General features: G+C 36.4%; 21 protein-coding genes and 1 tRNA gene. 6 read left to right on the top strand and 16 right to left on the bottom strand.

The genetic code is table 11. The annotated features are described in order from the left end of the window. Positions 1-7: 7 nt before the first annotated feature. Complete coding sequence (kduD, locus tag EGT49_RS07210) at positions 8-835, bottom strand: 2-dehydro-3-deoxy-D-gluconate 5-dehydrogenase KduD (protein ID WP_135372939.1); 828 nt, start codon at positions 833-835, stop codon at positions 8-10. 171 nt (positions 836-1,006) lie between these two features. Between kduD and EGT49_RS07205 the strand changes: the two genes are divergently transcribed. Further along, positions 1,007-1,762 carry an IclR family transcriptional regulator gene (locus tag EGT49_RS07205; protein WP_167849783.1) on the top strand — a complete coding sequence of 252 codons (756 nt, stop codon included), beginning with the start codon at positions 1,007-1,009 and terminating at the stop codon, positions 1,760-1,762. A gap of 385 nt (positions 1,763-2,147) precedes the next feature. On the opposite strand, the gene EGT49_RS07200 is transcribed toward EGT49_RS07205, so the two are convergent. Further along, on the bottom strand, positions 2,148-3,449 hold the full coding sequence (locus EGT49_RS07200) for an SLAP domain-containing protein (RefSeq protein ID WP_135372935.1): 1,302 nt from the start codon (positions 3,447-3,449) through the stop codon (positions 2,148-2,150). A gap of 148 nt (positions 3,450-3,597) precedes the next feature. Between EGT49_RS07200 and EGT49_RS07195 the strand changes: the two genes are divergently transcribed. Continuing rightward, a complete protein-coding gene (locus EGT49_RS07195; protein ID WP_135372933.1) occupies positions 3,598-4,569 on the top strand; it encodes a helix-turn-helix transcriptional regulator in 972 nt (323 codons plus the stop codon). A gap of 463 nt (positions 4,570-5,032) precedes the next feature. On the opposite strand, the gene rlmH is transcribed toward EGT49_RS07195, so the two are convergent. From rlmH to yycF, 7 genes are all read right to left on the bottom strand, one after another. Beyond that, positions 5,033-5,512, bottom strand: a complete 480-nt coding sequence (gene rlmH / locus EGT49_RS07190) for a 23S rRNA (pseudouridine(1915)-N(3))-methyltransferase RlmH (protein WP_135372931.1) — start codon at positions 5,510-5,512, stop codon at positions 5,033-5,035. A gap of 390 nt (positions 5,513-5,902) precedes the next feature. Continuing rightward, on the bottom strand, positions 5,903-7,261 hold the full coding sequence (locus EGT49_RS07185) for a S1C family serine protease (RefSeq protein WP_135372929.1): 1,359 nt from the start codon (positions 7,259-7,261) through the stop codon (positions 5,903-5,905). An 88-nt stretch (positions 7,262-7,349) separates the two neighbouring features. Then, positions 7,350-8,174: an MBL fold metallo-hydrolase gene (locus EGT49_RS07180; protein ID WP_167849782.1), complete on the bottom strand. Its 825-nt coding sequence runs from the start codon at positions 8,172-8,174 to the stop codon at positions 7,350-7,352. Further along, the gene (locus EGT49_RS07175; RefSeq protein WP_135372927.1) at positions 8,146-8,961 is read right to left on the bottom strand and encodes a two-component system regulatory protein YycI; all 816 of its coding nucleotides are present in this window, start codon (positions 8,959-8,961) and stop codon (positions 8,146-8,148) included. Before EGT49_RS07175 ends, EGT49_RS07180 begins: the two co-directional genes overlap by 29 nt. Next, on the bottom strand, positions 8,962-10,275 hold the full coding sequence (locus EGT49_RS07170) for a YycH family regulatory protein (RefSeq protein ID WP_135372926.1): 1,314 nt from the start codon (positions 10,273-10,275) through the stop codon (positions 8,962-8,964). Beyond that, the gene (gene walK, locus EGT49_RS07165) at positions 10,265-12,160 is read right to left on the bottom strand and encodes a cell wall metabolism sensor histidine kinase WalK (protein ID WP_135372924.1); all 1,896 of its coding nucleotides are present in this window, start codon (positions 12,158-12,160) and stop codon (positions 10,265-10,267) included. Before walK ends, EGT49_RS07170 begins: the two co-directional genes overlap by 11 nt. Positions 12,161-12,576: 416 nt before the next feature. Continuing rightward, complete coding sequence (yycF, locus tag EGT49_RS07160; RefSeq protein WP_135372922.1) at positions 12,577-13,278, bottom strand: response regulator YycF; 702 nt, start codon at positions 13,276-13,278, stop codon at positions 12,577-12,579. Between the two features lie 178 nt (positions 13,279-13,456). Between yycF and EGT49_RS07155 the strand changes: the two genes are divergently transcribed. Continuing rightward, a tRNA-Lys gene (locus tag EGT49_RS07155) sits at positions 13,457-13,529 on the top strand. 463 nt (positions 13,530-13,992) lie between these two features. Here the strand turns inward: EGT49_RS07155 and EGT49_RS07150 are convergent. From EGT49_RS07150 to EGT49_RS07130, 5 genes are all read right to left on the bottom strand, one after another. Continuing rightward, complete coding sequence (locus EGT49_RS07150) at positions 13,993-14,268, bottom strand: type II toxin-antitoxin system RelE/ParE family toxin (protein WP_135372920.1); 276 nt, start codon at positions 14,266-14,268, stop codon at positions 13,993-13,995. Further along, entirely contained in the window at positions 14,265-14,606 is a 342-nt protein-coding gene (locus EGT49_RS07145) for a type II toxin-antitoxin system RelB/DinJ family antitoxin (protein WP_246013815.1), read from the bottom strand. The genes EGT49_RS07150 and EGT49_RS07145 overlap by 4 nt, the downstream gene beginning before the upstream one ends. Before the next feature lie 99 nt (positions 14,607-14,705). Then, the gene (locus tag EGT49_RS07140; RefSeq protein ID WP_135372918.1) at positions 14,706-15,935 is read right to left on the bottom strand and encodes an acetate/propionate family kinase; all 1,230 of its coding nucleotides are present in this window, start codon (positions 15,933-15,935) and stop codon (positions 14,706-14,708) included. Between the two features lie 201 nt (positions 15,936-16,136). Next, positions 16,137-18,332 (bottom strand): TonB-dependent receptor, encoded by a 2,196-nt coding sequence (locus EGT49_RS07135; RefSeq protein ID WP_135372916.1) that lies wholly within the window; start codon positions 18,330-18,332, stop codon positions 16,137-16,139. A 30-nt stretch (positions 18,333-18,362) separates the two neighbouring features. Then, positions 18,363-18,713 carry a hypothetical protein gene (locus EGT49_RS07130; protein WP_135372914.1) on the bottom strand — a complete coding sequence of 117 codons (351 nt, stop codon included), beginning with the start codon at positions 18,711-18,713 and terminating at the stop codon, positions 18,363-18,365. Positions 18,714-18,940: 227 nt separating this feature from the next. Here EGT49_RS07130 and EGT49_RS07125 point away from each other — a divergent pair, with 227 nt between their 5' ends. Further along, the gene (locus EGT49_RS07125; protein ID WP_135372912.1) at positions 18,941-19,285 is read left to right on the top strand and encodes a hypothetical protein; all 345 of its coding nucleotides are present in this window, start codon (positions 18,941-18,943) and stop codon (positions 19,283-19,285) included. A 147-nt stretch (positions 19,286-19,432) separates the two neighbouring features. Continuing rightward, complete coding sequence (locus EGT49_RS07120) at positions 19,433-19,885, top strand: hypothetical protein (RefSeq protein WP_135372910.1); 453 nt, start codon at positions 19,433-19,435, stop codon at positions 19,883-19,885. A gap of 68 nt (positions 19,886-19,953) precedes the next feature. On the opposite strand, the gene EGT49_RS07115 is transcribed toward EGT49_RS07120, so the two are convergent. Then, on the bottom strand, positions 19,954-20,529 hold the full coding sequence (locus tag EGT49_RS07115; RefSeq protein ID WP_246013814.1) for a 5-formyltetrahydrofolate cyclo-ligase: 576 nt from the start codon (positions 20,527-20,529) through the stop codon (positions 19,954-19,956). 9 nt (positions 20,530-20,538) lie between these two features. Beyond that, positions 20,539-22,122 (bottom strand): cation:proton antiporter, encoded by a 1,584-nt coding sequence (locus EGT49_RS07110; RefSeq protein ID WP_135372908.1) that lies wholly within the window; start codon positions 22,120-22,122, stop codon positions 20,539-20,541. 307 nt (positions 22,123-22,429) lie between these two features. Between EGT49_RS07110 and EGT49_RS07105 the strand changes: the two genes are divergently transcribed. Continuing rightward, complete coding sequence (locus EGT49_RS07105) at positions 22,430-22,930, top strand: GtrA family protein (protein ID WP_135372906.1); 501 nt, start codon at positions 22,430-22,432, stop codon at positions 22,928-22,930. Positions 22,931-23,546 lie beyond the last annotated feature (616 nt).

Raw genomic sequence — 23,546 nt, 5'->3', positions numbered from 1 at the left:
AGTTAGATTAACGAACTAAGTAACCACCATCAACTGGAACAATTGCACCGTTGATATATGCGGCAGCGTCACTTGCTAGGAATACAGCTGGTCCCATCAATTCATAAGGTTCTGCCCAGTGGCCCATTGGAATTCTTCCAAGAATTTCATCATTACGTGACTTGTCAGCACGGATTGGAGCTGTGTTTTCTGTCTTGATGTATCCTGGTGCAATAGCGTTAACAGTAACATTGTAAGCACCCATTTCTGAAGCGAATGCCTTTGTAAGTCCAGCAACACCATGTTTTGAAGCTGTGTATGAAGGAATGAATTTACCACCTTGGAATGAAAGCATTGAACCAATGTTGATAATTCTACCTGACTTTTGCTTTGCGAAGACTTTGCATGCTTCTAGTGACATATGATATGCAGCACTCAAGTTGATAGCAATAACTCTATCCCAGTCTTCGTCTTTTGATTCAAGAATTGGGTTACGTTTGATCATTCCGGCGTTGTTTACCAAAATATCGATATGGCCCATCTTTTCAACTACTTCATCAATAACTTCTTTAGGTGTGCCTGGAGCTATAAGGTCACAATCTTTGAATTCTACCTTACGACCTAAACTTTCAATAATTTCGCGAGTATTGTCCCATTCTTTCTTACCGAATGTAGGAATGAAAATATCGGCACCGGCTTTAGCCATAGCAATAGCATAACCTTGACCTAATCCTGTATTACCACCTGTGATAACGGCAACCTTACCTTTAAGGTTGAATAGATCCAAATTGAAGTTATTCTTCAATTCTTCCTCATGTTGACGAATTTCTTCTGCACTCTCGTGAATTTCTGACATTTCAAAACCCTCCTAGAATTGTTTGACTATATTTCCTAATAAGAAACGTCATTTCTTATTTACAAATAGATTTTATAATATTTTAAAAACCATTGCAAGCCTTTTCATTATGTTTTTTTATATCGTTATGGTATAGAATTGTAGATGATAAGAATGAAAAGAGGTCAAGTAATGGCGGAGAAACATTTGTACGGTGCTGTATTACTGAAGGCTAAAGAGATTCTGGACTTTATTTCCAATTCAGAAACGGCTCCTGGGTTAAAAGAAATTAGTGAACACGTCGATATTTCCAAACCAACCGTTTTAAAAATTTTACAAACTTTAGAGTATTGTGGTTTCGTCAGATCAGATGGCAAAATTAAGCAGTACTATTTGGGAACTATCTTTATTAAATACGGAAATGAATCGACTCAAAGCTTTAATTTGGTCAAAATAGCAATGCCGTTTCTTAATAAGCTACGAGATGAGACTACTGAAGCAGTCAACTTGGGTATCGTGGAAAAAGATCGAGTCGTATTGCTAGATCGTGCCAAGAGTACTAACAGTATTCACTTTGACTTGGAACTCGGCGGAACGATGCATATGTATTCATCCGCGATGGGAAAAGCTATTTTATCTCATTACTCGGATGAACAGATTGACAACTACCTTGATCAAACTGCTTTAAAGCCATTGACTAAAAATACATTAGTCACTCGTAAAGATTTATTGAACAATTTGTCAGAAATCAGAAATTGTGGTTATGCTATCGATGACATCGAGAATCAAGAAGGTGTTTACTGTATTGGTTTTCCATTAGTTAAAAATGGTCAAATCTTCGGAGGCTTCAGTATTAGTGCACCAGTCTTTCGAGTTGATGAGCAGATCATTGCTAACTGGGTCAAGTTAGGCCTCGAAACTGAAAAAAATATTGTGGATCAATTTTAATAAAAAAAGAGCTTGGGATATAACATAACAATTTCTTCTTAAAAAAATAGCACCGGGTAATCGTGTTTGATTACCCGGTGCTATTTGCCTTAATACTCGAATGACTCTTTTGTGTTCCGCTCTCTAACTGAAACGAGTTGCACAAGCCAGGCCCAGCCATATAGCTACATTTCCCAAATCACACACAAGTTCGGTGTGCAATTCGTGAAATTAGGCTATCTGCCTGGGCCTATCGGGCTTGCTTCACTCTCTATTTTAAACGAGTTGCACAAGAGCAACTCCCTACAAGATAGCAAAACTTCCCAAACCGCCCGCAAAATACGCGTGCAATTTGTGAAGTTCCGCTATCCTCCGGGAGCTGAACGCTCTTGCTCCACTCTCTATTTTATTTATTAATACTTACCGCAAATTCTGGTTCTGAATATGCATAAGTCTTCAAATTTAAACCGCTATTCAATCTCACGTTAGAAATAAAGACCCATTCATTATTGGAAACTTGTCCCCAATAAGCACCGTACTTATTAACGACTAATTTAGCAATCTTCCATGAGGTATTAGCCTTCAAAACTTGACCATAAGTATTAGTCTCAGAATTATAAACCGCCTGTTGTTTAGTAGTAGTTGCCACTAAGCCATTACCAGGTGTAGGGATTCCAGGATTTGTGATTGTCGTCGATGTAGAAGTAGAGGTAGAAGTACTTACTGCTGATTTTAGTAGAAAGTCTCTTGCAGTAACGTATTGATTAGTCCCAACTTCATAATATTCCACACCGTTGATACGGATTGTTTCTCCCAGTTTCCAAGAAGTACCCTCTGGTAATTTTACGCCGGTCGCAATTCCTGCAGCGGTCACTATTTGTGAGTTTGAAAAAATTATTGTCCCGTTTTGTCCACGAACCTTGTCGGGATTAGTTGTCATAAATGGTTTTTCACCGGGAATATTCACAAAAGTAGCATCAATATATTCATTAGTTGCCACCTGATACATCTTGGTACCACCGATTGTAACCAGATCACCTAACTGCCACTTCGTCCCTTGTTTCAAAGTGATTCCTAATGGTTTCCCATCTGAACCGTACACTGAAACTGTTGAGCTAAGTGTTCCTACTTTTTTAGTTGCTGTTTGAGTTTGTGTTGGAATGGCTTGTTTCTCAGTGTCACCAGAAACCAAATTAGTTACGTAACTAGCTGGAATCCATTCATTAGTACCCACCTCAAAATAAGCTTCGTCATTGAAAGTCGTGATTTGACCTAGTTGCCAAGTACTACCTTTAGTCAAGGTCCGACCGGTATTTTGACCATAACCATTAACAATTGGTGTATTGGCCGCAACCGTCGCTACATGATACACATTAGGATTGTAATTGGCTGCATAATAACCGACTTGATTGCCATTTTTTGAAATATCCATCGAGTCGAAAGCAACCCATTGATTGGTACCAACTTGATAATAAGTTTTACCACGTAATTGTTTTGTTTGACCTAACTTCCAAGAAGTAAAATTAGGTAAAGTTGTCTGCGTGATATTTCCGTTATCATCAACAACCTGACCAGCATCACGTCGAATCGTACCGACAAACCCAACCAAACCACTAGCTTGAGTAGTCTGTTGTGTCAGTGAAAGTGCTGCTGGAGCCAGCATAATTGCAATCGCCGAGGCCGTTAAAATTTTATTTCTTTTTGTCATTATTTCCTCCTCTTGGAGAATTTTTTTATCTAACTTTAGTCTAAAAGATGCGGCAAAATTAACAAGCCAATCTGGCGAAACAAAACGAATTCTTAACTAATGCTTTGGCAAAAATAATATGATAATCTATTTCTCGAAAAGGTAAACTATGAACATCACATTTGAAATATTTTTGCGACTTTTAGATAATCAAGGATTAGAAACAAAAGACCTAGTAGAAGATTTAGATATCAGCTTACGTAAAGCTCAACGGACTATTAAAGAAATCAAAAATTCTCTCGATAGCAATCCCAGTTTCAAAAAGTATTTTGAACTAACTAAAAATGGTAACCGCTATTCAATTAATCAAAGATTCTTATTGAGCCGCGACCAAGTTTTAGTATTGATCAAAATTTTAACAGCCAGTCGGTCTCTAAATGAAAAAGAATTTCCCGAGTTAACGCAGAAAATGCTTAATATGCTTTATCCAGAACAGCGTGAATTGGCTAGTGCTTCCATTCGTAGTGAGCAAATTGCTCATAACTATATTGATAATCAAAGTGACCGTTTAGAAAAAATTGGTCTCCTAGAAGAATTCATTTATCATCAAGATCATATTTCTTTTGAATATACTGACCACGAAGCCTTTGAACAAGCGCGTACGGAAACAGTTGAAATGCGACCAATTCATATTTTCTTTGATAACTACTATTTTTTCATTGTTGGTTTCTTAAAAACAACTCGAGAAAATCGAATTTTTCGCATCGACTGGATGAATAAAATCAAAAAATCTTCAGTAAAAATCCCTTTTAATTACAGCAAACACTATGACCACGGGATTGAGACCCAACACGAAGCTTTCGGATACAATGGTAAAAAAACTCACATTGTTTTTGAATTTTATGGTTACGTTGAATACGTTAAAGATGAGTTCCCCAGTTGTCGTGTTATTAAAACCATCGATAAACCTAATCGTTTCCCTTTTTCGGTCAAGGTATTGGAGATTGAAGTCAATTATTCTGACGGGGTAAAACTTTGGTTGCTCGGTGAAACTACCATTTTACGGGTACTTTCGCCTAAGTATATTGCTGACGATATACGGGATACTTTAAAAGAGGGATACGAGCGATATTTGGAATAGATGTAACTTGCCGTCCCGTCCTCCGCACAATCCCTGTTTTATTTTTTTATCTGTTTACTGTAAAAATGGGAAAAATAATAAGTCACTACTAATAGAAATACCATTAATAAAGCCTTTCTATATCTTTTATAACCAAACTAGGATGAGAGCCGCTAAAGCATTAACAAGAATTTCAGGGCTGAGCATTTCCCATAGCTGTTACTCCAGACTAGACCCAATCTCTTTGCAGTTAACTTAATAAACTCTAAAATGGATACAATTCTATTTATCGTTTGGATACATCATTTTAATTTGATAGATAAAAAAGAAAGAGAATCTGACCAGAACTGCCGAACATCTTCGCAGTCTGATAGGATTCTCTTTCTTTATTATTTCAAGTTTAATACAAAAAATAATGATTCTTTTCGTAATTTAGTTTTATGAAGTTGAGGTTCTTTCGGAAATTTCTCCCCTTCTTCATACTCTATTTGTGATAAGTCCGATGGTTTATTATCATAAATGATCGATAAATTTGCTCAGTCAATACTAGTCTCATCAACTGATGCGGTAAAGTGAATTTTCCGAAACAAATACTCATATCAGCTCTTTTCATAACTTCTGGGCTAACTCCTAATGACCCACCGATCACAAAGGTGATGTCACTTGTTCCATATGTGGATAAGTCATCGATTTTTTTAGCTAGTTGTTCAGAAGTTAGTTCTTTTCCACGCAAATCTAGCAAAATAACAAATTCCTTATCTTTAATTTTGCTTAATATTCGTTCTCCTTCGATTTGTTTTACTTTCTCATCTTGAGCTTCACTCAAATTTTCCGGAGCTTTTTCGTCAGGACATTCTTCGATTTTGAATTTACAAAATGCGCCCAAACGCTTGGCATATTCGGCAATTCCTGCCTTAAAGTACTTCTCTTTTAACTTTCCTACTGTAACCATTTTTATATTCATTTGTCTAAATCTCCTCAACTAATAATCATACGTAACTTCGGCTAAATTGCCAAATTATTTATAAATTACGAATTATCATGGCATTTTACTTTTACACCGTAAAATAAAAGTTTGTCCATCACTGTGTAACAACGTTTTAGCCTTTTATAATAGGAATATCAAACATTCTTCAAAAGTATATACAAAAGTTTTCAACAGCTGTGGGTAAAATTGTGGATAACTTTTCTACAGTGATATAACAAATATTTAGTTGATTTTGCACAGGTTATTAACAGTTGTGGATAACTCCTGTTCATTAGTCTTCTTAATTACCGAAGAATATTTTATCAATCAAAAAAAATGTTCAAAAAAAAGTGTGAAACTACTATTAGTTAGTTTCACACTTCTTATTTAATCCGATGTCTTCTTTGTTAGATGTACATTTGCGGTATTCAATTTACCATTACGGTAATATTGAATGCTTACAGTATCACCAACTGAATGTGAGTATAGAGCTGTATGTAAGTCAGCTACTGAAGTGATCTTCTTCTTGCCTAACTTAACAATAACATCATACTTCTTCAATCCAGCGTCCTTAGCAACTGAACCGCTTGTTGTGCTGTACACTACGACACCCTTGGTAATATTATCTGGTAATTTCAAGCTAGATTGTGAGTCATCAGTAATTTGATCAAGATCTAAGACTCGAATTCCTAGCGATGGACGTTCAACTTTACCATTTTCAACTAACTCATTGATAATTTTGACAACTTCATTACTTGGAATAGCAAAGCCCATCCCTTCAACCGAGGAACCATCTGAGTTAGAGGCTAACTTCATTGAATTGATACCAACGATTTGTCCAGCAGCGTTAACTAAAGGACCACCAGAATTACCTGGGTTGATAGCTGCATCGGTTTGGATAACTGTTGCTTCACCGGTTGCTTGACCAGTAGTTTGATCTTGAGTCGTCACAGTTCTGTTTGTAGCCGAAATAATACCTTGCGTTACAGTTGTTGCATATTCACTACCTAATGGTGAACCAATGGCAATAACTGGATCACCTGGTGAAACATTACTTGAGTTACCAAATGAAGCTGTTGCCGGAACTTTGCTACCAGGAATTTCCAAAACTGCCAAGTCAGTTGTTGAATCAGTCCCGACTAATTTAGCAGCGACTTTCGTTCCATCTTCCAAAATGATTTCAATTGAATCTGATCCAGAAACAACGTGGTTATTAGTTACGATATAACCTTTACCATTTTGTTTAGCATAAATCACACCAGAACCTTCACTATATTCTTCTAGATCACTTGAATTACTTGATGAAGAATTTGAGTTGGAGTCTGATGAATCAGATGAGCCTGATTGTGAATTATCACCAGAACTGTCGCTTCCACTGTCACCAAACAAGTCACCAAAGATAGAAGAAATATCTCCATCACTGGACTGTTCCTTTTGCTTTTGCAAGTTGATGACGGAAACAACCGCGCCACTTACTTTCTTATACGCACCAGACATCGAACTGGAAGTATTCACCTTAGTATTACTTACTTGTGTAGTACCAGATGTACTGCCCAGATTCGTTGAACTAGTTGTACTGCCACCAAAATATGTGAATCCAAAAAAGGCAATTACCACACCTAAGGCAGCGGAGATGAAAGCCACGATACCAGTTTTGAGTAACGAATTATTCTTGTTACCATCCTTGGTTGAACGTTTTTTATCATCTACTCTTGATTCAGGTTTGTCATTTTTGTCATTATTCATGTGATGTCCACTTCCCCATATTTTCTGTCTCTAATATAACGATTAATTATGAAAAATTTATGAACGACCTATGATTTATTTATTAACACTACAATGCAATCAATGGATCAGCAATGGCCGGATCAGTATCGTGAATTTGAAAATCGCTGCCCACTCCAAAATCATGATCTTCCAACACTTGAGTAACCTCTGTTCTAGCAACTTGTTTTGTATTGTTTTCATGACTCAAGTGACCTAAGTAGATCTGTTTAGTGTGATTGCCAATCACATCCATCAAAGTGTGAGCTCCGTCTTCGTTAGACAAATGACCACGCTCACTGAGAATCCGTTGCTTCAAAGGCCATGGATAAACGCCTTCCCGTAACATTTCGACATCGTGATTACACTCTAATAAATAACCGTCCGCATTTTCAATTGTTTTTTGGACCCATTCTGAAACATATCCAGTATCCGTCAAGATAACAAATTCCTTACCATTATGGTAGAACTTGTAAAATTGAGGATCGATTGCATCATGTGATACGGCAAAACTTTCAATATCAAGATCATCCAACGACATAATCTTATTATGTTCAAAAACATTGATCTCATCTTCAGGCACTTTACCAATTTTTGGTAACATTGCTTCCCAAGTCTTCTCATTAGCATAAACGTTTAAATTATAACGTCGAGCCAACACTCCAACCCCTTTGATGTGATCCGTGTGTTCGTGTGTCACAAATAATGAATCAACCGTATTGATATCTTTTCCAATACTTTCCATTGCCTCTTTGATTTTCTTACCAGACAAGCCGGCATCTACTAATACGTGGTGTTTCGGTGTCTCAATGTACGTTGCATTACCAGAACTACTGCTGGCAAGAACAGAAATTTTCAAACTATCATCATTGGGCATTGTAACTACTATCTCCATTTGTTGAATTCTTAATAATATTACCGGTAAAGGCATTGACTTTCTTAACAGAACTGACTTTACTATCTTTATTCTTAATCGTCACGAACCAAACCGGAATATAAATCGTACTATTTTTGGCTACTAATAATTTTGTATAGGCCATATTGGCATATGAAATCTTAGAATTATTCGGAATTTCTGAATTAGCGTAAAGATTCGTAATAACATCTTTTTCACTTTTAACCGATTGCCGTTCATGCAAAATAATCAGTGATTTAACATGTGTCTGAGTATAACTGTCAACCCGACCGTTTTCAATTGAAAAGACTAGCTGGTCGGTTTTATCGTAAACATCCCCAAGATCGCCGGTTCCAACATAAACCATCTGTGAGGTTGTCGACAATTGTGGTGCATATTTATAATCTCTTCCAAATAAGACATTGGTTTCCTTTTCGAGAAACTTATCCATTATCTTTTTTCTATTATCATTCGTTACAGCAATCGTACTGTTCAAAGTACTAGTCAAACGATGATCTTCCTCATCATATTGCACTTCCTGATTACGTAACTTATCGACATTCTGAGCCAGCGAATTATCCGGCTGCGAACCTAGATAGTAGGCGTTGCCGTCTTTACTATCTAAAGTTCCAAAACTGATATTACGTTTTCGCATTTCAGAAACAGTCGACGTATTCGTACTCGAACTGCTGACCAATTGCTGACTGTTGCGAAAAGATAAGAATAAAAAGATATCTAGTGAGAAAAAAACTATTAAGAAAATAACTTCGATTCTTCTAAAGTCCATCTATTTATCCTCCGCAGTATCATTTGTCCAATCACTATAAGGTTTCCAATGATCATCGATCTTAACGTAATAAGTTGGTTTCAAATCAACAACTTTTTCATTGTCGACTTCACTTTCCCATTGATAACCGACTTCGATTTTTTGAATATCATTGATTGAATAACCGACTTTATCCAAACCTTTTAGAATGTCCGTGGTCGATTTTAATTTTGTCGGTTGCTGATCAGATGGCACTGGCACTTCCAAAACTTTATTCAAGAAATGTTCCGTACTACCCTTACGACTAAATTTGATGCGAATCGAGCCAAACTCACTCTTCTTAAAAATCGGGAATCCTTCAACGTATTCTCTAAAAATTAAACTCTTTTTATCCCAATCAGCACTATATAATCGCAAATTGGAAATTGAATTTTGAAGATTGGTAACTTTTTGGTAACCCCTTTGTAAGAAGGCTAATTTAGTTTTTGGCACTGACGTATCCGTATAATCATCGAAAGTTAATTCACCCGAATTATGATCGGAAACTAATCGCTTGGATTCACCATAATTATAAGTGTAAACACCGTTATCTTCCGATGTAACGAGTCCACTAGTATTCGAGTCAAACAAAGCCGTCGTATATTCTCCATCATCTTTACTGCTGATGACGTAAGAGTAAGTGTTCAGCTTAATTGGTTCGGTAAAAATAGTAAAGACACCGTGTTTCATAATATCTAAACGAATCTTCAAATTAATATTAGCTTTATTAACTAATTTCTTAATTGGCGCTGAAGTGGCATTTTTCACTGGAGCCCGATAGATCGTATAGTTCTTATCATTTGCCAGATAAATATTCTTATCTTCTTTATCTTTTAAATTAATTAAAATTCGATTGAAAGAATATGACTTATCGTTACGCAAACTGTTATTATCTAACAAATATCCCAGAATACTCGTCGATGTCTGACTAGGATAAACTAACTGTAAAACATTTTTCGATTGAATCGTCTTTTGATAGTAGGCACCATCTTTTTGAGAAACTAGCTTTGGACTATCGATTTTCCAATCTTGCATAATCTTTTGGATACTTAAAGCAATATTTTCATTACTATTATAAATTAAATGTTGCGACGAATCTTTACGCCAAATAACTGAAGTGGGACTAATAACTTGATTGATCGGCACTTCGTTTTTATTTTGTGTTGACGTTGTAACGTCGATGTTGCGGCCACGCTGATAGCGAGCAGTATTCGTCCAAATGAAAAAGGAAAGAACAATACTCGTTATAACGGCGATGACTAAGAGCACTTGAATGATCAATCGACTAAACTTCATCCCATTCTCCTCCTGTTTCGTTAGGATCAAATGGTAAGGAGATGTAGAATGTTGATCCCTTACCTTCAGCACTGTTTACCCAGATTCTACCTTTATGTTGTTCCACAATTTCCTTCGAGATAGAAAGTCCAAGTCCAGTACCACCTTGCTTTCTAGAACGTGCTTTATCAACACGATAGAAACGTTCGAAGACTTTCTTGATATCCTTTCTAGGAATACCAAGACCTTCATCAGAAATACTAACAATAATGTGCTTGTTAGTTTCCAATAAGCGGCAAGTGATAACTCCACCATCCGGTGAGTATTTAATCGCGTTATTCATAATATTATCAATAACTTGGGTCATCTTATCAGTATCAATTTCGACCCAGAGATCTTTACTAGTAAAAATGCGCTTGATGCGATAATCTTTGGCAATCTTTTCACCCTTTTCTTTCGCATCAGCCTTTTCCTTTTTCAACATCATATCAAAACGGTCCAAAATATAAGAGAAGAATTCATTGAAGTTAACTAACTCTTTGTCTAATTTGGAACGACCTTGGTCCATTCTTGATAAACTCAAGAGATCTTGGATCATTCGAATCATTCGGTCTGTTTCTTCAGCTGTAACGCCTAAAAATTGTGGGGCCAACTTTTGATCTTTCCAAGCACCATTGTTCAAAGCATCAATATAACTACTGATACTTGTCAAAGGTGTCCGCAATTCATGGGAAACATTTGAAACGAATTGACGACGTTCACTATCGATCTTCTGTTGTTCAGTAACATCATGCAAAACACAAACCATACCACTGATAAAACCACTGTTTCTTTGAATCAAAGAGAAATCAGCGTTTAATATCAATGAATTGTCATCACTTGCATCATAGTCTTCACCCGAATCATTGGTCTCAATCACCATTGGATCAGGATTTTCCAACAATTCGTCAAAACTCGTCCGATCTTTAATCCCCAAGACTTCAACTAAAGGTTTCCCGATAGCTTCATCTTCATCATTATCCAAAAACTCTTGTGCCATTTCATTAATGACCGTTATGTTACCGAGACGGTTCGTCGCAATAACACCATCGGACATTTGCGTCAAAACGCTATCCAATCTTCGTCGCTCGGATTCAGAATTCTCAGTCGCTTCTTCAACTTTAACCGAGAGGTCATTAACAGCCATTGCTAATTGACCTAGTTCATCAGGTGAGTAAACACGTACTTGTCCGGAATAGTCACCTTCCGCCATTCTAACGGCCTGCTGTTTCATTTCATCAATTGGTCGCGTGATAGCTCGAGAAATGAAAATGGCAATCACGGCTCCCAAAAGCCCGGCAACTAACGACGCCGTCAAGAAAATTAAAATAATATTATTGATTCCGGTATAAACGGACTCCATGCTGGCTCGGACGTAAATCGCCCCCACCACGGTACTATTGTCCGGTGATGTTACCGGTTCAATCGATTCATAGGAACTCCCGTTGTCCTTCTCATAATAAATTTGGGTAATTTTCTTGTCAGTTTTGATACTTTGTTTGATATTATCTTTCAAAGTTTGCGTTCCAACAATATTGCCGCCTTCAGAATCTTTGGCCCCAACAATGATTCCACTTCGGTCGACAACTTGCACGTCAGTGATATCGGTACTAACTCTGGCATAATCAGAGATAGCATTACTAATATTTTCACGTGTGTGCTGATCATTATCAGTCAAATTTTCAGAAATTTGATTGAGGGTATAAGGCGGTACAACGACAGAATTTTCAAAGTTTGTCACATTTTGATCTTCCAATTGTCGTACGAAATAAGCCCCAATGATTTCAATGGTGACGATAAGAATCAAGATAAAAGATAATCCAATTTTGAAATTAATTGAATGTAAAAAAGCAAATCTATTTTTCAAAATATTTCCACCTAAACAATATAGACTTAGTTACATTATACAGCTATGTGGGTAACAAAAAAAACTGACTCGTTTTTTGAATTTGAGTCAATTTTTTTCAGTTTCATTTTTTGATTTTGGTTTGATTCTTTTTGAGAATTGCCATGGTTCTATGCGTTATAGTCAAAACGCGTTCCAGCCAACAGGAGTCAACATATAGCTACGCTTCCCAAATCGACCGCAAGTGCGGCGGTCAATTCGTGAATCGGGCTATCTGCTGACTCCTAACCGTTGGCTTCCACGCTCTATCTAAAACACGCTCCACAGGGGCAACTCCCTCCGAGATAACAAAATTTCCCAAATCACCCGCAAGTGCGGCGGATAATTCGTGAAATTACGTTATCCTCCGGAAGCTGACCGCCCCTGTTCCACGCTCTCTAATCTGCGTCCGGATCTCTCAAATAATATCCAACTCCACGTCTTGTCATCAACCACTCTGGTTGGCTTGGATTGTTCTCTATCTTTTCACGCAATCTTCTGACTGTAACGTCCACGGTTCTAACATCTCCAAAATAGTCATAGCCCCAGACTGTTTGAAGTAAGTGTTCCCGTTTCATTACTTGTCCAATGTGTTGTGCTAGATAATGGAGCAACTCAAATTCACGGTGAGTTAGTTCAATTTCTTTTCCATTTTTAGTTACGGTATATGCATCGGGAAGAATGGTTAAATCGCCGATTTTAATTTCACTACTTTTATTGTCGTCACTGTGCATATGACTTTGTGATCTAAGTCTTGCTTTTACACGTGCAACTAATTCTCGATTTGAGAATGGTTTTGTAACGTAATCATCAGCCCCGAGTTCTAGGCCAATGACCTTATCAATTTCTGTATCCTTTGCTGTTAACATGATAATTGGAGTATCTTTAGTCTTTCTGATAGTTCTAGCTACTTCAAGACCGTCAATAACTGGAAGCATTAAATCCAATAGAATTAAATCTGGATTATCTTCATCTACTTTATCTAAGGCTTCTTGTCCATCGAAAGCAGTTATGACTTCGTAGCCTTCATTTTCCAAATTATATTTAACAATATCGGAAATTGGTTTTTCATCATCTACTACTAGAATTTTTTTAGCCATTAATATATCTCCTTGACGTAATTATTATACTAGTTATTGACCATTAAAACAAAATCAACATAAACCCAACTTAAATTTTTTCAATTTTTTTAAAAAAAGTACTTGTCATAAATTTGGAGCTTATGGTATGATATATCTCGTTGGTTGAGAGGGAAACATTTCAACCGATAAGAAATATGGGTGGTTAGCTCAGCTGGCAGAGCAACGGACTCTTAATCCGTGGGTCCAGGGTTCGATCCCCTGACCACCCATCAGCGATTCTCGCTTAAACCGATTATGATGAAAATCATGATCGGTTTTTTAGTTTTATAATCAAAACTTGGCCATCACTTTAACTAGTGGTGGCTTTTCCTTTGCAAACACTCATGGTAACACCAAAAAACAAAAAATATCAAAGAATCAGTTTTAAATATCTATATTAAATCTCAAAAATCCATATCCCAACTATTTGGAAGAGATGCATCTTACTGGCGATAGACATTTAAAAAATACCTTTGAGACTTAAAAATTGCCGAATCTACGAGTGTTGCGAAATTTGCAAATATCGTAAATAATAGGAGTTTCGATCAAAATAACGACCCACATTATAAACGTGGAAAAAATAGCTTTTCTGCTTAAAATGAATAAACCAAAGTAATCGCAATTTTCACAATTACCTTGGTCCATTTGATTTAATACTCGATTTATTTTAATCTGTACTATTTTTCTTTCCAATCAGAATAATTCATCATGCTTTCCCGTTCTTGTTAATACTAAAGTTACTTTTTTACCATCAACTCTATATATTAACAACCAATCATTGGAAATGTGTAATTCTCTAAAACCTATCCATTCGCCTTTCAATGCATGATCCTTATACAGTCTCATTAATTTTGATAGATCATATTCTTGAAGGTCATCAATAACTTGCTGAAAAAATTGTAAATCATAATGCTTTTTTCTTACCCTTTTGAAATCGCGTTTAAAAATAGGAGTATACCGTAATATCATTCATTCAAGTCCGTCCACAGTTCTGACGTATCTTTATATTCTTTTAATGTATCTAATTTAGCTTCTCTCCTGGCTTCGAGATTATCTAAATTCACTCTCGTTGGTCGAAATGGCATCCCATTTTTAAGTAAACTTTGCTTAAAAAATATTTTTACTGCAGTTGTCAAATCCATTCCCATATCATCATACAATCTTTTTAATTGTTCTTTCTCTTCTTTATCTATTCTCATTGTAAAAAACGTTTTGTTATCTTCTTTAGAATTAGGCATAGTTTCACCTCTTTTCAAAAGTATGTTACCACATTGTTCATACGACGTATAGTTATTAGCAAAATCCATAATGTTTTCTCCCTCCATTCTTAATAGGAAATTACGTAATGAATGAAATAAAAACCATAACAAAAAAACGATAACCTCGATTGAGATTATCGTTTTTATTTAATATGCAACCATTTTTTCACGTAATTCGTTTGCATCTTCTTTACCAGTCAAACGAACGACGTCTTTTAGAATCATCAATTCTTCATTCGTAGGTACGACTAAAACGTCGGTTGAAGAATCTTTGGCACTGACTCTATGAATGCCTGATCCATTTTGATTGGCATCTTCATCCATTTTAATACCTAGATATGCGAAATGTTTCATGATTCCGGCTCTAATTTCAGCATTTCTAGCACCAATTCCGGCTGTAAAGATTACAACATCGACCCCATTCATCAAAGAAATGTATGAACCGATGTATTTCACGATCCGATTGATGTAAATATCGATTGCCAACTTGGCACGCTTATTGGTATCTTTTACGGCAATCAAGTCACGTAAATCTGGTGAAACTCCAGAGATGCCTAATAAGCCAGACTTGTTATTCAAAAGATCGACCATGTCGTCAACGTTATCCATCTTTAATTTCTTCATTAAAAAGGCAACTAATGACGGATCGATATCACCGGCTCTAGAACTCATTGTGACTCCAGATTCAGGAGTGAAGCCCATTGAAGTGTCGACTGATTTGCCACCTTCGATAGCGTCGATTGAAGCCCCACTGCCTAAGTGACAGGAAATGATCTTCAAATCTTCAATTGGCTTGTTCAAAAATTTTGCGGCTTGCATAGAAACGTAACGGTGGCTGATTCCTTGTGCCCCAAATTTTCTAGCGCCATATTTTTCATAGTATTCATAAGGGATGCTATACAAATAATTCTCGGGTTCCATTGTTTGATGGAATGATGTATCAAAGGCTGCCACTTGCGTTACTCCTGGCAGGATTTTTTCAAAGGCTTTGATACCAGCGACTTGGCTAGGATTGTGCAGTGGAGCTAATTCGGATAAGTCGCTAATTTGTTGAATAACTTTTTGAGTAACTACGACTGAATCTTTGAAGATCGTACCTCCAGCAACAACTCGGTGTCCGACTCGCGTGATTTCTGTAAAACTACTAATGGCATTTACTTTCAACAACATTTCTAAAGTCTTTTGTACGGCTGCTTCGTGTGTTGGGATCGATTCATTTTCGGTAATCTTTCTACCATCATACTTGATTTCAAAAACTGAATTCTTTTGACCAAGGCGGTCAACCATTCCTTCAGCGACACACTGTTCATCGGTTAAACTATATAGTTTCCATTTAAAAGTTGAGCTACCTGAATTTACGATTAATACTTTTGACATTAAAAACACCCACCTCATAAAAATTAAAAGTTCAAAATTGACTTTTTCCTCACTACTAATATAAATACTTTTGAAAGCGATGTCAACAATTGGGCCGTACCAAATTTTTATTTGGTTAGTACTATTAATAAATCGAGTTTCTTTATAATGAACCGTAATAAAAAATCCTGAAACTTTTCAATCTGTTTCAGGATTTTCAATTTATCCAACAGTATCAGTTAAAGTCCAAGTAATTTGACCTTCGTACACTCCAGACTGATTAAAATCGGTTTGGCTCAGTAAAACGCCGTTATCCGCGTTCCATTTATCATCGATAGAAGTGATTTTTTTACCTTCCTGGACAACATTTTGACTAGCAATAATGGCATCTTCGTTATACATCGTTTCAACATCCCCATCACTCGGGTCAACGTAGCAAACTGCACCTTTAAAGGAATTATTATCTTCATTCTTCAAACCAGTTGCCTTGCCTGACAATTGCCAAGTGGAATCGTAACTAATTACATCGAGGTTAAAACCAGATTTACGTTTCAAAACTTTTTTCGTATCGTAACTAGTAATATCTTGGAATTGTAAACTATCGGAAGCTGCCAGTTCCAGATATTTTTGCGTTACGTTAACGTTATACGTGACGGTATTCGAGGTAACGCTGTCCAAATCGTAAGCATAAACCTTCACAGGAACTGGCTGACTCTTATTAGGATTGAATACATCCCAGAAATTCAACGAATCGTCACTATCGATAATATCTTTTAGCGGAATAGAAATATTAGCAGTATTTGTTGTTGAATCAGTCGTTGCCTTAGTCGTATAAGTTTTACCAGCAACACTGATTTTATAAATAATCGTATCTCCATTTGAGAACGTGTGTCCCGAGTCATAAGTCAAATTAGTTGATAAAACTAAATCAATATTTTCATTACTTGGTTGGTAAAGCAATTCAATCTCTTCTGGCTGACTCAAAGTCAATTTCCACTGCTTACCCGGGTCGATAATGAATTCCGGCGTACTTGTAGTGGTGATACCAATAGTATTTTTAAATCGTGCCCCAGCAGCATCGACTTCAATCTCGCTATCCGTATCATTGACAGCTTTTCCATTGATTTCAATATTGACGACATCGTTGTCATCATTCATCGCCTGTTTAATGACGTGTTTGAGTGTAGAATCACTTACTTCAGCCGCTGTGATATATTCCGGAGCAGCCCCATTAGCAAAGGAAATTTTGGCAACATTACCATTTTCATCTGGTGTCACGTTAAAGTGATCCGGCAGTTGGATGATTGATTCAATTTGGCTCCAGTCCTCTTTACCATTTAAGTAGTTGAGATTGTAATGGAGTGTCAAGTTATCACCGTTGTTGACGTGATTATCATCAGAAACCGCTCCAGAAGAATCAACACTGATAGTTTTTTCCAAAGTATTGTCGACAATGTAAGCATTAGAAGAAATACTTACTAATGCCGGAATCGATTCGAAGTCGACTAGTTTTGCTTGAACGTCACTTTTGTTGTCGTTTGAACCTGTAAAGCCCCACAATAATCTGTGATCTTTAATATTGCCGAATGTACTCATGTCGACTGTTGTCTCGGCTTCACTTCTGATAAAGCTATATTTATCAGTCGTACCATTTAAATTGTTATTATATGTTCCATCACGATATTTGTCATTGAAAGAATATTTCAAATTGGCGGTTTTCCCGTCATCAGAATTTTGCCATGTGATGGTCACATGATGCCAATTATCTTCATCACCGGTATTAATAATTGTCGTTTCGTTAGTTCTAATATGATACATCTGATATCCACGTTGACCCCAATCTGCATTCAGATCATTAGAATCTATGGAACTAATTAAATATGTTTCTGGATTACCTGGGTAAGTGAAAGAAATATGACCATATGCACCACCAGCCCCTAGCTTTGTTGCATATCTATCTGGATAATCAATAGGTACATTGTAAGCACCAATTGCTCCATCGAATCCACCCAATGTTCCATAGGATTTATCTCCTCCTAATCCAGTATCTGTTGATACTAATGAGATGGGAGAATTTGCACCCAATTTGTTTGGAGTAGCATCAAATTCAATTGAAACACTGTTCTGAATTGCTGATTTAGCGATATCTGTATTTCCTAAATTTTTTAAATTACTAGTGTTGCCAGTTATACCAGCTTTTTCTCTATAAGTCTCATCATACCCATATGCACCTAATCCTTGTTGTCCTGCACCGATTGCACTAGTTCCGTAATCATCATTTTGCACAGTAAAGGTCATTCCTTGGGCATTATGAGGATCCCAATCATCTCCTCCACCTACAAATATCCAGGCCGAGATAATTTGTGGTTCTGTAGTCTGAGTATCAATATAGTTATCTTGACTGACATCAGACCACATGGCACCAAAGGAACTAATATTTGAATACGTCTATGTAGTCTTTGATAATCCTAAAAGATCATTCTTGATAACCTTCGTTTTTTTATAATCACTATTATTTCCTCTAGCCAAGATCAAAACTTTGCCAGAATCATCAGTAGTGGCGTAGTTTTCTGAATATGGATAAAAATCTAATCCTGTTTTGTTTTGAAAATCATCATCACTCATAGTCCCATGTGTAAAATATTTATTAACCAACAACCCCTCAGGGGCATCAGCAATCACATCGTCATCAATATCGGCGAAAACTTTATTAGTTGAGAAAATAGAAAAAAGCGTACAACAAATAAATACCATTATAATTGCAATAAAGTATAGCCTATGTTCGCTTCTTTTATCCATTGGTCTTACCCTTCTATCCTTGATAGTATAAAGATAGCATGTTTAAACATACTAAATAATTCATATTTTGATATTATTTCTATTTTTATTTGAAAGCGTTTACCCTCAACTAGCTGTTGAAACCAGCGATTAGCAACAAAGTTGTAAAAATAAGAAAAACTTATCTTGACCTCACCCCTACTTGAGGGCTTATTATAAGCTTAAATAATTCTCGAGGGGGAATGAAAATGAAACTAGTACTTCGTAATTTAAATAAAAACCGAACTGAAATAGGTATCATTATTGCCAATAAGTCGTCCCTTGGTGAAACAAATCAATTCACAATTAAATTGGAGAATCTCAAACAAGTTCCTAATAAGGGTGATTTCTATTTGATTTCTTTCCGTGGTGCTGCTGGAATTAAGAGAGGCTTCTATCGTTTCCGTAGCAACAACATCCCTGATGAAAATAACCTTTTGAATTTGTCGATCGAGGATAACCGCGAACTCAAACATAAATTGGATAAAGTCAGTGTGGGAACTAAAGTCAGAATCAAAGGTCCTTTCAATGCTTCCCTAAAAGAAGTCGGATAACTGTATCAAACAATGAGCCAAGGTTCTAACCGACTCTTGTTTCATTAGACTTCATTTAAAAATAACTAATTAGCCTCAAAGCACTTTTTAAAAATTCCTGAATCTTGTAAGATAGTAAGGTAAATTTTTTTATTATGAGGGATTTTAATGAGTGAAGAAACTAAAAAGAAAAAAATGAATATTATTATTTGGATACTCTGCGCTTTGATAGCCTTGGGTGCCTTTGGTATTCCCAAAATCTATCACAATTATCACTCTGCCCCAAATTATTATTCTGTCGGTCAAAAAATTCCCTTGGAAAATTCTAAGACACACAAACTAAATGATTTTCAAAAACATCAATTTATTAAAATGGCTAAAAATACTATTGATAAAAAAGATGGCCCCTATAATTGGCATAATTATAAAACTGTCTCCATTGACGTTTACAAAATGAATGGTTTCCACGAATATGGTCTGATTTACAAAATCAAATCAAAATCTAACAATGAAGTTCTCACCAATTCAATGATCGTCAAACTAAAAAGTAGCGATTTACTTCAATATCATAAAGTAGTCATTAAAAGTTATTCATCAGAAATGTCCTTATCTTTTAAGTAAAAAATAGACCAAAATAATCAAAAATGATTATTTTGGTCTATTTATTTACTACTTAAAAGTGTTACTGCTTATGCTCTAATTAACTTGCCGATCTTAATATCATACTCACCAATTTCCCAATCAGCCGTCGCAAATTCCATAGCTGAAGGAACTAAAGCCAGTGTCTTGCCACTATATTTAGCTAAGAAGCGGTCATAATAGCCACCACCAAAGCCAACTCGATAATGACTGTCTATTGCAAAGGCTAAACCAGGGACTATCACTAAATCTGGTTCTTGATTAACCAATTTTTCATCGTATTCTGGTTCCAACAAACCAAAACTGCTTTTAACTAATTTATCGTAACTGACAAAAGGTAAGAATGCCATTTGGCGATGTGGCATCGTTTTAGGGATATAAACTGTCTTACCAGCTGCTAAAGCGGCTTCAATTACTGGTGTTGTGGGAACTTCAATTGACCCACTGATAGTTGTAGCAATTGATTTGGCATTTTTCCACTCTGGTGATTCAAGCAACTTTTGCAATAGGATTTCTGCTTCCAGTTGAGTTTTATCTTTACTTTGAGCTAGCTTTTGAATCTGCTGTTGACGCAATTCTTTCTTTTCGATGATAATCCCTCCCTTAATATAACCAAAGTATATCAAATAAATTCCTTATTTCGCGTTTTCATCAAAAATATCTGGTCCAATGACCAATGATTCTGCTAACAAAACTTCATTATATAAGTCGTAAACATAATTTTGATATTTCACTTCACTCTGTGACACCATGTCTAAATACTCCCGCTCTTTAGCTAAAGCATTCATGAAAGCCCGCATTTCCAATTCCTTTTCCGCACCGGTAAATTCCGGTCTTTTGACCACTTCTAACCAAGCACGGGCAAAATCTCGAGTTCTGGTGCGCTGTTTTTGACTCATCAAATCAAAAATTACCGACTTTCTAACATTGTCCGGCAAATACATCTTGTTGACCGCATCAATTGCTCGATGCACCATCTCAACTCGCAACTCATCAATTTCTTTAGCTGCGGACTGATTATCGACTTCTTTTGGCAAGATAAATTGGAAAACAATCGTCGGTACGATCAAGCTCAAGATGATCAAAAAACTTTCTGACATCAGAACTAGATTGAAATCACCCACACGAACACTGCTCTCGGCCAATGTATAAGCTAAAGCTAACGTCACCGCACCATGGACACCGCCTAGTGAGAAAATCCAACCCGCACGGTTATTAAATCTCAACCGGATTCGACTATAGAGATACCTTGCGGCTACATTAATAACGTACAAAATAATCCCGATCCAAACCCAGTTGAGTGATTGGGAAGTAATTTTGTCGTCGATAATAATTTTGACAAACATGTAACCTAAAATAACAAAAACTGTACTATTGAAAGTTTCCGTAATTAACGAAACAAGTCCCATCCCTTGATGAACTTGTGGGGCATTCGTCAGTTTGCTTCGTTGAGCTTCAGCGTTGTGGACCAATCCAGCACAAACTACTGCGATGATACCCGAAACATGGATTTTCTCGGCCAGAAAATAAATCACCAATGGCGTAACGATGTACAAAATATTCTGGGCATTCAACGAATTGAAGGAACTACGAATAATAACTTGTCGGAAGAGAACAATAATAAAAGCAGACAAAAAGCCAAAAACAACTCCGCCAACTGCTGAAATCAAGAAATCTCTAAGCGTTTCAGTGTAGTTAACGTAACCATTAGCGTACCAAAGAGCTGCCATATTCAACAAAATAATTCCTGAAGCATCATTGAAAAGTGATTCCATTTTCAAAAAAGTTCCCTCTTCTTTAGGAACCTTCAGGCCATTGGTGACTGACTCCATTGCAGTGGCATCGGTTGGTGTACTGACCGCCGCTAAAATAAACGCCAACGGCAAACTGATACCAGCAAACAAGTGCACACTAAATTCAGCAAAAATCATACAGAGTAGCACCAAAAATACCGCAGTCTGGATGATATGCTTAATCTCTTGTCCCACAACCCTTAATTGAGTCGCCTGTCCTTCAAAGAACAACAAAGGGGCGATAATCAAACCCAAGAAAATTTCCGAATTAAAATGCTCAATGTAGTTACTCAGCGGAATCAAAGCAATCATTGCTCCCAGAAACATGCTGATATAACTGACCGATATTTTTTGAAAAGCCTGGGCCAGCAAAATACTGATCACGGCTGCCAGAATCAAAACAAATGTCGAAATCATCAAATTCATAGTTTCCCCCCTCTAATCAAAATTAATATATCATAAACTCTTGAAAAGCCTTACTGATAAGGCTTTTAATTGTTCGAAGAAACTTTGATTTTTCAGCTTTCTGGCATAATTGTTTCACATGGAACATATGGTATTTATAACGCCGTTTTAACACTATATATGGTGTATGATTAAATTACGAAAAAAAATTTAATTTGTGTTTGAAACATAACTTTTTAAACTTAAAAAATCAGGTCACAAAAATTGTCTAAATTATGTTAAAAAGGTTTAATATTAAGGTATGCACTTTTACGGAAGGGGTTAGAAAATGACTAAAAAAACAGACAATGAGCGTCCGGTAACCAAAATTATGGAAGAAGTTTCTGAGGGGATCAATGACGCTGAACCAGTTTTCTCAGCCCAATCTGAAATAATCGAAGAAAGTACTGGTAAGCAGGCCGTCCGTTACGTTTTATGGGGTTTGATCTCAGTTGTAGTTAACTTCGGTACCTTCTATCTTCTTTATCACGCTATTCATATGAACTATCAAATCGCCAACTTAATTGCCTGGTTCTTAGGTGTCCAAGTTGGATTCTGGGTCGATCGAGTTATCGTCTTCCGTCACAAGTCTAAAACTGCCTTTGCAGAAATGTTGGCCTTTTACGGAACACGTGTCCTAACTTATTTAATCGAAACCGTCACTCTTTGGATCGGTATTTCCTTATTGAGCGCCAATGGAACAGCTTCAAAAGTTGTCGGACAAATCTTAGCAATTATTGGTAATTACGTACTTTCCAAGTTCTTTATTTTTAAAAATCGTAATCATTAAAACAGAGAGTGAAACAAGCTCGATTAGGCTCAGACAAATAGCCTAATTTCACGAATTGCACGCCGATTTTGCATGTGATTTGGGAAATGTAGCTATATGGCTGGGCCTGGCTTGTGTAACTCGTTTCAATCAGAGAACAAAATAAATAGACCAAGATAATTCATCAGGGCTCTTTATTAAGTTTGGTTGTAAAATCAAAATCAAACAGTTGTACTAATAATTTTTTCTTTGTACAACTCTTTTATTCAACTTTAGAATTAATCAGAATAAGCAACAATTGTCGTTAAAATAAAAGAAGATGGATTAATGCATATAGCACTAATTCATCTTCTTTATTTAGTTTTAGAATTAAATAGAATAAATAATAAAACCTTCTGTTTAGTCTGGAGCACAAGCCCTGTGATGACTCAGCCGCCAAATTCTTGTTAGTGCTTCAGCACTTACAAGAAGACCTAGTTTTGAGATTTTGCGAACTGTGCAAAAGCTCAAAATAGCGTCGGCAGCGTTCTGCGATAATCCTTATATGGTTGACATTTCAAAATAGTATAAAAATGTTAACCCAGTAATGGAGGGATTTTATGCAGAAATATACACCTAATCAAAAAATCAAAACAGT

This window comes from Companilactobacillus suantsaicola (assembly GCF_004745525.1).
In the GTDB taxonomy this organism is placed as follows: Bacteria; Bacillota; Bacilli; order Lactobacillales; family Lactobacillaceae; genus Companilactobacillus; species Companilactobacillus suantsaicola.
The sequence above is the reverse complement of the archived record's forward strand: the minus strand, read 5'-3'. Positions and strand labels throughout refer to the sequence as shown.

Bases quoted from the DNA above. Each gene is read 5' to 3' on its own strand.
- kduD (WP_135372939.1), bottom strand. From the start codon at position 835: ATGTCAGAAATTCACGAGAGTGCAGAAGAAATTCGTCAACATGAGGAA.
- EGT49_RS07205 (WP_167849783.1), top strand. From the start codon at position 1,007: ATGGCGGAGAAACATTTGTACGGTGCTGTATTACTGAAGGCTAAAGAG.
- EGT49_RS07200 (WP_135372935.1), bottom strand. From the start codon at position 3,449: ATGACAAAAAGAAATAAAATTTTAACGGCCTCGGCGATTGCAATTATG.
- EGT49_RS07195 (WP_135372933.1), top strand. From the start codon at position 3,598: ATGAACATCACATTTGAAATATTTTTGCGACTTTTAGATAATCAAGGA.
- rlmH (WP_135372931.1), bottom strand. From the start codon at position 5,512: ATGAATATAAAAATGGTTACAGTAGGAAAGTTAAAAGAGAAGTACTTT.
- EGT49_RS07185 (WP_135372929.1), bottom strand. From the start codon at position 7,261: ATGAATAATGACAAAAATGACAAACCTGAATCAAGAGTAGATGATAAA.
- EGT49_RS07180 (WP_167849782.1), bottom strand. From the start codon at position 8,174: ATGGAGATAGTAGTTACAATGCCCAATGATGATAGTTTGAAAATTTCT.
- EGT49_RS07175 (WP_135372927.1), bottom strand. From the start codon at position 8,961: ATGGACTTTAGAAGAATCGAAGTTATTTTCTTAATAGTTTTTTTCTCA.
- EGT49_RS07170 (WP_135372926.1), bottom strand. From the start codon at position 10,275: ATGAAGTTTAGTCGATTGATCATTCAAGTGCTCTTAGTCATCGCCGTT.
- yycF (WP_135372922.1), bottom strand. From the start codon at position 13,278: ATGGCTAAAAAAATTCTAGTAGTAGATGATGAAAAACCAATTTCCGAT.
- EGT49_RS07150 (WP_135372920.1), bottom strand. From the start codon at position 14,268: ATGATATTACGGTATACTCCTATTTTTAAACGCGATTTCAAAAGGGTA.
- EGT49_RS07145 (WP_246013815.1), bottom strand. From the start codon at position 14,606: ATGGATTTTGCTAATAACTATACGTCGTATGAACAATGTGGTAACATA.
- EGT49_RS07140 (WP_135372918.1), bottom strand. From the start codon at position 15,935: ATGTCAAAAGTATTAATCGTAAATTCAGGTAGCTCAACTTTTAAATGG.
- EGT49_RS07135 (WP_135372916.1), bottom strand. From the start codon at position 18,332: ATGTGGTCTGATGTCAGTCAAGATAACTATATTGATACTCAGACTACA.
- EGT49_RS07130 (WP_135372914.1), bottom strand. From the start codon at position 18,713: ATGGATAAAAGAAGCGAACATAGGCTATACTTTATTGCAATTATAATG.
- EGT49_RS07125 (WP_135372912.1), top strand. From the start codon at position 18,941: ATGAAACTAGTACTTCGTAATTTAAATAAAAACCGAACTGAAATAGGT.
- EGT49_RS07120 (WP_135372910.1), top strand. From the start codon at position 19,433: ATGAGTGAAGAAACTAAAAAGAAAAAAATGAATATTATTATTTGGATA.
- EGT49_RS07110 (WP_135372908.1), bottom strand. From the start codon at position 22,122: ATGAATTTGATGATTTCGACATTTGTTTTGATTCTGGCAGCCGTGATC.
- EGT49_RS07105 (WP_135372906.1), top strand. From the start codon at position 22,430: ATGACTAAAAAAACAGACAATGAGCGTCCGGTAACCAAAATTATGGAA.